The organism is Candidatus Bipolaricaulota bacterium (assembly GCA_021159055.1).
In the GTDB taxonomy this organism is placed as follows: Bacteria; Bipolaricaulota; Bipolaricaulia; order UBA7950; family UBA9294; genus S016-54.
In genome coordinates this window covers 1-12,647 of the sequence record JAGGSO010000025.1, presented here as the reverse complement: position 1 = coordinate 12,647, position 12,647 = coordinate 1, and the positions used below count along the sequence as shown (strand labels likewise).

The window sequence follows — 12,647 nt, the reverse complement described above, 5'->3', positions numbered from 1 at the left end:
GCGAGCACGGAGCACTACCTGCGCGTTCACATCATCGGCCATATCCTGCGGAAGCACACCCTGCGCGTGTTCCTGTGGACGTTCGGGGCACTTCTGGTCCTTTCCTTCCTTCCGCCGCAGGAGACGGTGCGGGCGTTCATCCAGGGGCATATCTGGCTCGTCTTCCTGTTCGCTGGGCTTTTGGGAATCATCCCCGAATCAGGGCCGCACATGATCTTCGTGATGATGTACGCGGCTGGGTTGATCCCGTTTTCGGTCCTGTTCGTGAGCTCGTTCGTCCAGGACGGGCACGGGATGCTCCCCCTCTTTGCGGTATCGGTGCGCGACTCCCTGCGGGTGAAGGCGTTCAACCTCGGGTTCGGTCTCGCCGTCGGCGGAATCCTCTACCTCTTTGGGGTCTAGGTTTCATCCCGCGTTGCTAGCGGTTAAACTCTGGAAAACGACAAGCAAAGGAGAGATCACGATGGGAGCACAAGGAGTGACCCCCCAGAGCGAGGACTTCTCCCGCTGGTACACCGACGTCGTCCGCATGGCCGACCTGGCCGACTACGCGCCGGTGCGGGGATGCATGATCATCAAACCATACGGCTACGAGCTGTGGGAGAACATCCGGGCCGGGCTCGACCGGAGGTTTAAGGCGACCGGGCACAAGAACGCGTACTTCCCGCTCCTGATCCCGATGAGCTTCATAAAGCGCGAGGCGGAGCACGTGGAGGGGTTCGCCCCTGAGCTCGCCGTTGTAACCCACGGCGGGGGAAAGGAGCTGGAGGAGCCGCTCGTCGTCCGCCCCACCTCGGAGACGGTGATCGGACACGCCTTCTCCCAGTGGATCAGTTCCTACCGTGACCTTCCGCTCCTCATCAACCAGTGGGCGAACGTCGTCCGCTGGGAGCTGCGGCCCCGTCTGTTCTTGCGCACCCTCGAGTTCCTGTGGCAGGAAGGGCACACCGCTCACGCCACCGCAGAAGAGGCGCGGGCCGAGACGATGCGAATGCTCGAGATCTACGCTGACTTTGCGGAGAACGAGGCGGCAATCCCGGTGATCAAAGGGCAGAAGAGCGATCAGGAGAAGTTCGCCGGTGCGGAGGCGTCGTACACGATCGAGGCGATGATGCGCAACAAATGGGCACTGCAGTCCGGCACATCCCACTTCCTCGGCCAGAACTTTTCCCAGGCGTTCGACATCAAGTTCCTCGACGAATCGAACGAGCTCAGGTACGCATGGACGACCTCATGGGGGGTCTCCACCCGGATGATCGGGGGGATCATAATGGCCCACGGGGACGACAAGGGATTGCGCCTCCCTCCCCGCCTCGCCCCAATCCAGGTGGTGATCGTTCCGATCTGGAAGCAGGAAGAGGAGAAAAGCGCTGTCTTGGAGGCGGTGTCCCGGATCAGGAACGAGCTCGTTGCCGCCGGGATCCGGGTGCATGTCGACGACCGTGTCGGGATCACCCCCGGGTTCAAGTTCAACGATTGGGAGATGCGCGGGGTCCCGCTCCGAATGGAGATCGGGCCGCGCGACGTCGCAGGGGGGACGGTCGTCATCGCCCGCCGCGACGTGCCGGGCAGGGACGGCAAGACGTCGGTCGGGCAGGAAGGCCTCGCTGCAGTGGTGGCGCGACTCCTCGACGAGGTCCAGATGAGCCTTCTCACCCAGGCACGGGAGTTCCGGGATGCCAATCTGCACGAGGCGAAGGACTACGACGAGCTCAAGGAGATCGTAAAAAGCGGCTGGGCCCTCGTCCCCCACTGCGGCTCGGCCGAGTGTGAGGCAAGGATCAAAGAGGAAACAAAGGCAACATCGCGTTGTTTCCCGCTCGAGCTGAACGAGGAGTGGAATCCCAGCGGGCTCCGCTGCGCTGTGTGCGGGAGGCCGGCCCAGGGCTACGCCTACTTCGCCCGCGCGTACTGACCAACGATCGATCGTTGGAGAAAGATAACGGGGGACAGCAACAGCGCCGTCCCCCGTTCGGATTTGCTTGGTCGATCAGCCCTGTCCGCGCTGCTGGTACACGGCGCGGAGCGAACCGCCGTTCTTCAAGTTGACAGCGATGTTCGGGTTTTGGGTGATCTTCGGGTTGTCCGACAGAGGCACCCACTTCTGTTGCTCCTGATCGTAGCGCTCCCAGCCGACGAAATAGAGGTGGGCCTCCTGCTGCGTCCAGAAGTCGCGCGGCGCCTGGATGAAGAATCGGGTCCCAGGCTCTCCACACAGGTCGTAGGGGGTGATGTACTTGAGCTTTCCGTTCACCACCATCTCGACCGGGATCTCCGTCACTTGCGGCCTCATGTACGCCGTCGTGGTGGGGATCCCACCGGAGAGGACCGCGCTCACGTGCACGCAGGGCTGCTCCACCGGCGGGGTTCCTACCGCTTCACACGGCTGGAGATAGGCGCCACCGGTGTCGGACGCGGTGTGCCCGGCTCCGTCACGCGCTATCACCTTCACGCTCACCTGGCCGCCGCTTGGGTATTCGACCGGCATACGCACCCAACCGCTCGTCATCGAGATTCCAGTGGTTACCCGAGAGGAACCATCTGGCAGCGTCCACTGGATCCCCTGGATCGATACCGGGGGAGTCCCGCCGTGCGTCTCGTAGTAGACGGTGACCGCGTGCGAGTAGTTGTCACCGCACAGCTGTTCCACCGCGACGTTCGTGACTACCACTGATAACTCTGGTGTCGTCGGGGTGGTCGGGGTAGTAGTTTGTCCTCCACCGCCGACGCTGATCACTACGATCAGAGTAGCAGCAGCGCACTTATTGGCGTCGATCATGCGGTAGAAGATGCGGTATGTCGCCGGATTCCCTGGGAACGATCCGCGCAGGGTTCCACTCCTGTTGTCGAGGTTGAGCGAGAAGCTGACCCCATCGGGAAGCTCGCTCGACTCCTGGAATGCTCCTACGATGTTAAGCTCATCGAGAGTGGATGAGATCTCGTAAGGCAAGGATTTGGTCGAGGTGAGGAACATCCCACCCTGAAACTCCCCGAACTCCCAGGTCATCGACTGAGGTTCCGGACAACCAGTGGGCTGTGTCGGGGTTGTCGGCGTAGTCGGAGTCGTGGGAGGGGTATACTCGCGGCACATGTCAGCGAGGCAGTCCTTGTCGATCAAGGTGCGGGTCGACGAGTGGATGTCGGACATAACCGACACCGATGTATCGGCGCTTGCCGCCGCATACGCCGCTGCCTGGACCGCTACCTGGGCCTGTGCATAAGCCTCCGCCGCCGCGCTCGCCGCTGCCGCCGCCCGCGCTTCTGCCTCGGCGATGGCGCTTGCCGACGCTTGCACCTCTGCGAACGCCTGGGCGACTGCCTGAGCTGCTGCATAGGCCTTCGCCTCGGCCTCAGCTGCGGCCTTCACTCCCACGGATACCGATGCCTCTGCGCTCGCTTGGGCCGCTGCCGCCGCAAACGCCGCTGCCGCTGCCTTTGCCTCTGCGTCAGCGACCGCTTTCACTCCGACGATCACCGCCGCTTGCGCCTGCGCCGCCGCCTGAGCTGCTGCCTGCGCCGCTGCGTACGCTTCGGCCTGGGCTTCAGCCGCGGCCTGGACGCCGACGGTTACCGCCGCCTGTGCCTGCGCCGCTGCCTGGGCTGCTGCCTGCGCCGCCGCTTCTGCCTTCGCTTCTGCCTGGGCTGCGGCCTGAACCCCGGCGGTGACGGCAACCTGGGCCTGCGCGGCCGCACTTGCCGCTGCCTGCGCCGCTGCTTCAGCTTCCGCCTGGGCCTGAGCTAATGAGCTCATCCCGTCCTGGATCGCCGCCTGTGCCTGCGCATAGGCGCTTGCCGCCGCTTGTGCCGCCGCTTGCGCTTGCGCGGCAGCGCTGATCGCAGTCTTCACCTGCGCGAGGACCTCGGCCGAGTTCATCGCCTCAGCCGCCGCATATGCCTGAGCGGATGAGCTCGCGCTTCCCGAAGAAGTAGAACTCGCCGCTGACTTGGCTTTCGCCTGTGCCTGTGCCGCTGCCTGTGCTGCTGCCTGCGCTGCTGCCTGTGCCTGCGCCGCTGCGTTTGCCGCCGCCTGTGCCTGCGCCTGGGCACTGGCTACCGCCGTTGCCACGGCGTGTGCCATCGATGAAGTGGTCGATTGGCACTCCGCCTGTGCGTCAGCCGCTGCCTTGGCCTGTGCCTGAGCGGTCGCCGATGCTTTAGCCACTGCCGATGCTGTGGCCTGTGCTTGGGCTTTGGCCTGTGCTACCGCGTCAGCCGCTGCCTTGGCCTGTGCCTGAGCGGTCGCCGATGCCTGGGCGATCGAGGATGCCGCCGCCTGGGCTGCGGCTTGGGCTTTGGCTACCGCGCTTGCCGCCGCCTGCGCCGATGCCTTTGCGTTGGCGTACGCCTGAGCGGTCGCCGACGCTGCCGCTGCTGCCGCCGCCTTGGCGTCCGCAACGGCCTTGGCCGCCGCTTCTGCGTACGCCTCGGCCGACGCTTTGGACTGAGCAATCGCTTGTGCCGCCGCGTATGCCGCTGCTTCCGCCTCTGCCTTCGCCTTGGCTATCGCCTTCGCTGTCGCCTCGGCGCGCGCGTAGGCCGTCGCCGCGGCGTTCGCCTGGGCTTCCGCCTTGGAGTAGGCCGCTGCTGCTGCCGCTGCTCGCGCTTCCGCCGACGCTCGCGCTTGCGCGACCGCCTGAGCCGCTGCCTTGGCCGCTGATTCCGCCTGTGCCACCGCCGACGCGGCCGCGCTCACCGTCCCCGAGATCTCCGTCACTACGCTTCCACATAGGACTGGGGTTTGCACAGTCTGGGAGACGTCCTTGACGAGTTTCTGCGCCTTCGAGACGGAGCTCGCTGTCGCCTGGGCTTGCGCTTGGGCACTGGCGTCCGCTCTAGCACAGGCCTGAGCGCTCGCCTGCGCTTGGGCGACCGCGTTGGCGACCGCCTCGACCGACGCCTTGGCGTTCGCGTACGCCGACGCTGCCGCTTCCACCTGCGCTTGGGCAGTCGCATCCGCCTGAGCGATCACCCGGACGATATCTTGGATGTAAGTCTGCACCTTGGCCGCCGCGCTAGCGCATGCCTGGGCCGAGGCCTCCGCCTGAGCCTGGGCATCGGCCACCGCCTTGGATACGGCTGATGTCATCGTCGCTGCGTTCGCCTGAGCAGTGGCACATGCCTGCGCCCAGGCATCAGCCGCTGCCTTCGCCTCGGCCGCCGCCTGGGAGATCTTTGCGACGATCGCCTGTACCTGAGCCGCCGCGCTAGCACACGCCTGTGCCGAGGCATCAGCCGCCGCCTGGGCGTTTGCCGCCGCCTGGGAGATCTGGGAGATCGCTGCTTGGGCGGTCGCCTGGGCGTTCGCTGCCGCCTGCGCCGATGCCTGTGCCGCCGCGACTGCTGAGTCTATTGCATCACACGAGTCGGAACACAGGGAACACTCGTTGTCCGTCCCCTGCACCTCAGCGAGGAGCTCGGCTGCTGCTTGGGCCGATGCCTGGGCGTTCGCTGCCGCCTGCGCCGCTGCTTGGGCAGCCGATTGGGCGAACGCTACGATCTGGGGAAGGATCGGGGTCGGCTCCTGGGGCTGATCCTGGGCGAACACTCCGGAGACCCCGAGGAGAACAACCCCGATCAACACAAGTAACACTTTCAATCGATGTTTCACTGAAACCTCCTTATTAACACGCGGACGAATTAGTCGATTAACCGATTTCTACCGCTGATCACCTCCGTCAGTGGTTGGGGCAACACGGCCACCAGAAAAGCGGGACGCAGCAGTTATTGGTGGCTACTTCCTTCAACAGGACGAGGCTCGTCCGACAGCCGCAATTTGTTATGCTCGCTACTTCTGTACAGGTATTGCAGTTCCAGGACCACGACCAACAGCAGTTACACGGGTCGTAGATCTGAATGTGTCGCGACAGGGTCCCGACCGTGGTGTCCACGTACAGGGTGTAGTAACCGGCAGGGACAGCGGCGTTGGATGAATCGACCTGCCCCCAGCTCCCCTGCCAACCGGATGCGTCGACCGGGGTGTCGAACACGACCTGATAGACCGTCTTCCCGGTAGAATCGGCTACGTGCCAACCGGATATCTGCACCGCAGGGCAAGCAGGCTGCTGGTTACAACAGCAGCAACAACAGCCCCACCACCAGAATTGCTCTGTGTCTACCTTGAACAGGACCGTTTCCCCGACCCTGTACTTCCCGCTCCAGTTGGAATAGGTGGTCGCTGTTGCGGCCATCGTCGCCACAAGGACCATCACTACCAGCGCAATGCTCACCCATGCCCACCGATGTTTCATCCTACATCACCTCCTGTATGTACTGACCAATATACACCAAAAACGGAGAACGGTGTCAAAGTCAGAAATCATTGCGTTCGGAAAAGAAGACCAGGATTGCAAACAGGCGTTCTATGCCTGTGTTCCCTTCGCTACCCGCCGTTTTGGGGAGAGGACGACCGCAAGGAGGAAGATCCCGGCGGCGGCGACCGCGATTGACGAGCCGATCGGAAGGTCGGCAGCGAGGGAGAGGATAAACCCGAGGAGGGATGACAAGGCGCCGATCAGAGGCGCGGCGAGGAACACCTTCTTGATGTCGTATAGGAGTTGGTAGGCAGCAGAGGCGGGAAGGATCATCAAGGTGTAGATCAGGAGTCCGCCGGTGATCCTGAGCGAGAACGCGACCACAAGCGCGGTTAGAAACAGGATCGTGTAGTAGTAGACCCGCACCGGGATCCCGGATGCGGCGGCGAGCTTACGGTCGAGGAGGACGGCGAGGAACTCCTTCCAGAACACCCCGAGAACGAAGAGCAAGACGACCGCGAGGATCCCGAGCTTGATCACGTCGGACATCGTTATCCCGAGGACGCTCCCCCACAGGAGGGACAACGCTCCGCTTCCGATCCCGGCGCTCGGGGCGAGGCTGAGGAAGATCAGCCCGAGGGCCATCATCAACGGGAAGATCGCCCCGATGATCGTGTCCGGGTTGAGGCGTGACAGCTCGGACAGGGGGCCGAGGACCGCGGCCATCGCCACCGCGAACAGGATCGCCATCAACAGGGGATCTAACCCGGAAACCGCGATCCCGAGCGCCGCACCGGCAAACGCGGCGTGGGACATGGCGAACCCGAGCGAAGACAGGTTCATCCGCACCACGAAGATCCCCATGACGCTGCAGATCCCGCCGGCGATGAGGCTCCCGATCAGGGTGGGAAGGACGATGTGAAGCGGTATCCCGAACATCAAGCCGGCACAGGATCGAGGAGCCGCCCTGCCTCGATCGTCACGATCCGATCAGCGGACTCGAGGAGCGGGCCAGGCTCATGGCTGACGAACAGGGTGGTGAGCGCAAGCTCGCGGTGGATCCCGAGCACGAGCCCGGAAAGCTCATCCTTGGAAGCGGGATCGAGGTTGGTGAGCGGCTCGTCGAGGAGGAGTAATTCAGGAGCACGGGCGATGACCCGGGCGAGCAGTACCTTGCGCTGTTGCCCGCCGGACAGCCGCCCGATCGGACGATGGGCGAGCTTCTCCATCCCGACCGCGGCCAGCGCGGTGGAGACGGCATGGTGATCGACACGGCGGGGGAACCGCCCCGGCCCAATCTGTCCAAACCGCCCCATCAGCACCACGTCGCGGACCAGAAACGGGGTGGAGGGAGAGAAGAACAGATCCTGTGGGAGGTAAGCGATCCTCCGCCGGAGGCGATGGCTGCGGGGGGAGACCGGCTCTCCGAGGACGCGCACCTCCCCGGCGGTGACAGGGAGGAGCCCGTTTATCACCTCGAGGAGGGTCGTCTTCCCCGCCCCGTTCGGGCCTACTATCCCGATGAGTCTCCCGGAAGGGACGGCAAGGGTGATCCCGTGCAGGGCCGGGATCCGCTCCCCCTCGTACACCGCGGTGACATCGATCAGCTCTACCGCTCTATCTTCCAAGTGAACAGCTCCTCAACCGGCATCCCCTTGGCTCGCTCGCTCTCCTGATGGAGGTCGCCGGACTCGAATTCAGCGCGGATCTCGGGGCGAAGGGCGATCGTCACCGCTCTTCCGTCCTCCGTCTCGAATCGCACCCGCGCCGCTCCGGCGGGGATCACCTCCAGGTTCCCCTTCCCAGTCGTACACCCTGACCCGATCTGCACCCCATCCGTCAAGCAGGAAAGCGGTGTCTTGTTCCCGGTCTCGGATACGGCCTTGATCCCGAAGTAACCCGGGCTTTCCAGGAGCTTGAGCGCGAGGAGCCCCATCCTGATCCCGGCGACGAGGAACGGACCGAGGTGGCCGTGGAGCCTCGTCCCTATTTCGATCAATTCCTCCAGGTCGACGGTCTTCGGATCGATCGTGAGCGTCTCCATCGTCATTCACCTGGGATGGGAGCGATCGCCGAGAACAGGCTGTCGGCGTTCCGGACGAACAGGTCGAGGACGGTCGCGGTGTGCGGCATCGCCCCGGGAAAGTTGGACAGGACGACGTGGACTGCTCCGACCTCCTGGGCGAGCTTCGCCCCGAAGTCGATCCCGCTTTGCAGGTTGTCGATCACAAGCCGCACTCTGTTCTCTTTCCCCACCCGGGCGAGACGGACCAGGTCCTGCATGGACAGGCCTTCCGGAACCCCATAGGTGGCGACGATGTCAAATCCGAGCCAGGATACAAATGGGACCTGCCACTGCATGCATATCACCGGAATCGAGGCCGTCCCGAGCTCGTCTGCCCGCTTCTTTAGCTCCGTGGCGATCTGCGCGAGGCGGGCCTTGTACGCCGCGGCGTTCGCCGCGAGTGCGTCCTGTGCATCGGGAAGGAGCTCGCTCAACGCGGCCGCGATCGCGTCGACCTTTTCAGCCGCCCCGTCCGGGGTATTCCAATCCCCCTTGAGCTGTACGACCTTGGCCGAGCTGCCGAGGGCGGAACGCAAGGTGTCCATCCACGGTTCGAACCCGGAGTAGATGAGGAGGGAAGCGTCGGCGACCGCGCGCACGTCGCTCGGGCGCAGGTCGTAATGGGCCGGGCAGAAACCGGACGGAATGATGGTAACAACGTTGATCAAATCCCCTCCGACCGCTTGCGCGAACTCCCCGAACACAGCGTGGGTGGCAACGACCGTAGGGACGGCGGCCGCTCCCCCGAGGCCGAATGCCGCTGCCAGCATGATTCCCAGCAATAACTTCTTCATACCTGCTCCTTTCATACGATCTTCTTCCCGGTGGAGGTGGCGGTGAGCTCGCCGTGCTTGACTCCCTTCAGACTGATCAACCGGTCGGCGAGGCGGGAGATCGATTTCGCCTCCCCTTTTACCGCGATGAACTCGAGGCAGTTTGTCTCATCGAGGTGGATGTGCGTGCTCGCGATCACCTGCGGCAGGGCGTGGTGCTGCAGCTCGGTGAGTGCCTCCCCGATCCCGGGACGGTGGTGGTCGTAGAGGAGCGTGATTACCCCGGCGACCTCTTCCCCCTCCTCCCACTCGCGATGCACGAGCTGCCCCCGAATCGCGTCCCGCACCGCCTCTGAGCGGTTGGTATACCCGCGCGTTCGGATCAGACGGTCGAACGCGGCGAGCAGCTCCTCCTCGATGGAAACGCTGAATCGAACGAGCTTCCCCACTCCAGTAACACTCCTGCGCTATTTGTAATACGAGGAGACTTTAACCTCTCCTCCTCCCCGGTGCAAGGGTTGCTTGAGGAAGGGGCGCGCAGGTATAGTTATAGTATGGAACCATTTGGATGTGAAAAACCACTCATCGGGATGATCCACCTCCCACCGCTTCCCGGGGCACCCCGTTATCGGGGGGAGGGAATAGACTCGATCCTCGCCGCCGCCCGCCGTGACCTGCGCGCACTGACGGCAGGAGGGGCGGATGGAGCGATCGTGGAGAACATGGGGGATACTCCATTTTCCAAGCACGCTCCCAAGGAGACGATTGCCGCGATGACGGTGGTAGTGCAGAAACTGGTAGAGGAGGCGCAGATCCCGATCGGGGTGAACGTGCTGCGCAACGACGGGCTTGCTGCCCTGGCGATCGCCGCGGCCACCGGGGCACGGTTCATCCGGGTGAACGTCTTCTGCGGAGTGGCGTTCACCGACCAGGGGGTGATCGAGGGAGAGGCGCGCACCTTGATCGCAGCGCGAGCCCGCCTTGGAGTCGACGTGAAGATCCTCGCCGATGTGCATGTCAAGCATGCCGCCCACCTAACCACCATCGAGGAGGCGGCTCTCGATGCGGCGCGTAATGGCCCAGACGGCTTGATCATCACCGGGATCGGGACCGGTAAGCGCACCCCGCCGGAGAAGCTGCAGGCGGTGAAGCAGGTGACCGATCTTCCGGTTTTGATCGGGAGTGGAGTGCGGATCGACAACCTCTCCACCTACCGCGACGCGGACGGGTTCATCGTCGGAACCTCGTTGAAGGAGGATGGACGCCTCGACGCCCCGATCGATCCGGCCCGAGTCCAGGCCCTCGCCGAGGCGATCGCTGGATTGAGATGACCCGGATCGTCGTCCTCGGCGACGTCAACCTCGACGTATCCGTCCTTCTCCCTGGGGCGATCCCGCGGGGAGGCGAGGTCCGCACTGCGATCACAAACTCCTTCGGCGGTGCGGCGGTCAACTTTGCCCGTGCTGCCGCCCGAGACGGGGCGGAGGTGGCCCTGATCGGGTGTATCGGGAATGACCCGATCGGGGATGCCATGCTGTCCATCCTCGAGAGGGATGGGATCGAATCTCACTTAAAGCGGGTCGCCCTCCCCACCGGAACGATCATCTCCCTCGTCGACGGAGCGGAGCGGACGATGCTCTGCTCGCGCGGGGCAAACGACGGACTCGACGGGTCGTTCATCGATCCCGCCTGGTTCGAGGGCGCTGCTCACCTTCATCTGTCTGGATACGCGCTGCTCTCGCGGTCTCAGGCACAAGCCGCCTGTAAAGCGATTTCTATCGCCAATGAGCAGGGAATGAGCATTTCCTTGACTGCCCCGCCGGCGAACTTGATCGCCCAGTTTGGGGTGCGGAAATTCCTCGCCGCCGTGGGATCGATCGATTGGCTATTTCTCAACCTATCCGAAGGACGGGTGATCACCGGGGCTGTCGTTCCTGATGAGATCGTCACGGCGCTCGCCGCCCGGTTCCCGGTGGGGGTGCTCACCCTGGGACCGGACGGGAGCTTGGCCTGGGCCGAAGGATCGCGTGACCGCGTGAAAGGAAACCCAATCGAAGACGTCGATACAACCGGAGCGGGCGATGCGTTCGCCGCCGGGTTCGTGGTCAGTTATCTGGGCGAGCACGACCTCGGGAGGGCGAACCGCCGTGGAACAGCCGTTTCGCGTTCGCTCTTGCAGAGCCGGATTTCCTCAGTATAATATCCCCCTGCAACAAGCCCACCCGCGATTCTTGACAGTGAACAAAGCAGGTGGTAGAATTGATTTTTGCGCAGCGGCGCTGCGTAGTAAATCGGTCATTGATAAGTGAATAGAGTGTGTGCCATACAAGCGCAGTAAGGGCAGATGGTGGACACCTTGGCAGCTGGAAGCGATGAAGGACGTGGCTAGCTGCGATAAGCCTCGGGGAGCCGCTAAGCAGGCTTTGATCCGGGGATTTCCGAATGGGAGTACCCGCCATGGTGAAGCCATGGCAGGGCGCGCTGAAACCAAAGTAGGCGCGTCCGGCGAACCCGGTGAAGTGAAACATCTCAGTAACCGGAGGAAAAGAAATCAATCGAGATTCCCTGAGTAGTGGCGAGCGAAACGGGAAGAGCCCAAACCGAAGGAGTGTAAGGCTGCATCCGTTGCTTCTTCGGGGTTGTAAGTTGGGACCGTCCCATCGATGCAGAGGTGGGCAGGGTTAAAAGCAAGGTCTAGCCGAACGGTCTGCAAAGTCTCTGGAAAGGACGACCGAAGAGGGTGATAGTCCCGTAGGCGAAAGGCTGAGCTACCCTGGGTCCCGACTTGAGTAGCGTCGGACACGAGAAATCCGGCGTGAATCTGGGAGGACCACCTTCCAAGGCTAAATATTCCCAGCTGACCGATAGCGAACTAGTACCGTGAGGGAAAGGTGAAAAGCACCCCGGGAGGGGAGTGAAATAGAACTTGAAACCATCTGCCTACAGACAGTGGGAGCACCATTTTAACCGCTCCTTCGGGAGCAACCGATCTGGTGTGACCGCATGCCTTTTGCAGTATGAGCCGGCGAGTTACGGTATGTGGCGTTAGGTTAAGCCGAGTGAGGCGAAGCCGCAGCGAAAGCGAGTCTGAATAGGGCGATCAGTCACATGCCGTAGACCCGAAGCCAGGTGATCTAGCCATGGGCAGGGTGAAGTATACTTGATCGTATATGGAGGCCCGAACCCACTAGCGTTGAAAAGCTAGGGGATGACCTGTGGTTAGGGGCGAAAAACCAATCGAACCTGGGGATATCTGGCTCTCCCCGAAATAGCTTTAGGGCTAGCCTCGTGTTATAGACAGTCGGGGGTAGAGCACTGGTCGGGGAAGGGGGGAAACTCCCGACCCTAGTCAAACTCCGAATACCGACTGTTCGTTTCACGGGAGTGAGAACGCGGGCTATAACGTCCGCGCTCGAGAGGGAAACAACCCAAGACCGCCAGCTAAGGTCCCGAAATCCAGGCTAAGTGGGAAAGGATGTGTTGTTGCCGAAACAGCTGGGAGGTTGGCTTAGAAGCAGCCATCCTTTAAAGAGTGCGTAATAGCTCACCAGTCTAGCG

11 protein-coding genes and 1 rRNA gene are annotated in these 12,647 nt (G+C 63.0%); 5 read left to right on the top strand and 7 right to left on the bottom strand.

The window, feature by feature from the left end; genetic code table 11:
* Nucleotides 1-402, top strand: a 402-nt coding sequence (locus J7J55_01420) for a selenocysteine protein (GenBank protein ID MCD6141366.1), incomplete at its 5' end; no start/stop codon positions are given.
* A gap of 61 nt (nucleotides 403-463) precedes the next feature.
* Nucleotides 464-1,915, top strand: a complete 1,452-nt coding sequence (locus J7J55_01415; GenBank protein ID MCD6141365.1) for a proline--tRNA ligase — start codon at nucleotides 464-466, stop codon at nucleotides 1,913-1,915.
* A 75-nt stretch (nucleotides 1,916-1,990) separates the two neighbouring features.
* Here J7J55_01415 and J7J55_01410 read toward each other — a convergent pair whose 3' ends face one another.
* The 7 genes from J7J55_01410 to nikR all read right to left on the bottom strand — a co-directional run bounded on the left by J7J55_01410 (nucleotide 1,991) and on the right by nikR (nucleotide 9,538).
* Nucleotides 1,991-5,608 carry a hypothetical protein gene (locus J7J55_01410; protein MCD6141364.1) on the bottom strand — a complete coding sequence of 1,206 codons (3,618 nt, stop codon included), beginning with the start codon at nucleotides 5,606-5,608 and terminating at the stop codon, nucleotides 1,991-1,993.
* A 67-nt stretch (nucleotides 5,609-5,675) separates the two neighbouring features.
* A complete protein-coding gene (locus J7J55_01405) occupies nucleotides 5,676-6,248 on the bottom strand; it encodes a hypothetical protein (protein MCD6141363.1) in 573 nt (190 codons plus the stop codon).
* 111 nt (nucleotides 6,249-6,359) lie between these two features.
* Nucleotides 6,360-7,190 (bottom strand): metal ABC transporter permease, encoded by an 831-nt coding sequence (locus tag J7J55_01400; protein MCD6141362.1) that lies wholly within the window; start codon nucleotides 7,188-7,190, stop codon nucleotides 6,360-6,362.
* On the bottom strand, nucleotides 7,190-7,879 hold the full coding sequence (locus J7J55_01395) for an ATP-binding cassette domain-containing protein (protein ID MCD6141361.1): 690 nt from the start codon (nucleotides 7,877-7,879) through the stop codon (nucleotides 7,190-7,192). The genes J7J55_01400 and J7J55_01395 overlap by 1 nt, the downstream gene beginning before the upstream one ends.
* Nucleotides 7,861-8,295, bottom strand: coding sequence for a formylmethanofuran dehydrogenase subunit E family protein (locus J7J55_01390; GenBank protein ID MCD6141360.1), 435 nt, complete (start codon nucleotides 8,293-8,295; stop codon nucleotides 7,861-7,863). Before J7J55_01390 ends, J7J55_01395 begins: the two co-directional genes overlap by 19 nt.
* 2 nt (nucleotides 8,296-8,297) lie before the next feature.
* Nucleotides 8,298-9,110 carry a zinc ABC transporter substrate-binding protein gene (locus J7J55_01385; protein ID MCD6141359.1) on the bottom strand — a complete coding sequence of 271 codons (813 nt, stop codon included), beginning with the start codon at nucleotides 9,108-9,110 and terminating at the stop codon, nucleotides 8,298-8,300.
* A gap of 11 nt (nucleotides 9,111-9,121) precedes the next feature.
* Nucleotides 9,122-9,538: a nickel-responsive transcriptional regulator NikR gene (gene nikR / locus J7J55_01380; GenBank protein MCD6141358.1), complete on the bottom strand. Its 417-nt coding sequence runs from the start codon at nucleotides 9,536-9,538 to the stop codon at nucleotides 9,122-9,124.
* Nucleotides 9,539-9,643: 105 nt separating this feature from the next.
* Between nikR and J7J55_01375 the strand changes: the two genes are divergently transcribed.
* The 3 genes from J7J55_01375 to J7J55_01365 form a co-directional block, all read left to right on the top strand.
* Nucleotides 9,644-10,420, top strand: a complete 777-nt coding sequence (locus J7J55_01375) for a BtpA/SgcQ family protein (GenBank protein ID MCD6141357.1) — start codon at nucleotides 9,644-9,646, stop codon at nucleotides 10,418-10,420.
* The gene (locus J7J55_01370; protein ID MCD6141356.1) at nucleotides 10,417-11,289 is read left to right on the top strand and encodes a carbohydrate kinase family protein; all 873 of its coding nucleotides are present in this window, start codon (nucleotides 10,417-10,419) and stop codon (nucleotides 11,287-11,289) included. The genes J7J55_01375 and J7J55_01370 overlap by 4 nt, the downstream gene beginning before the upstream one ends.
* Before the next feature lie 124 nt (nucleotides 11,290-11,413).
* Nucleotides 11,414-12,647, top strand: a 23S ribosomal RNA gene (locus J7J55_01365); the annotation flags it as partial.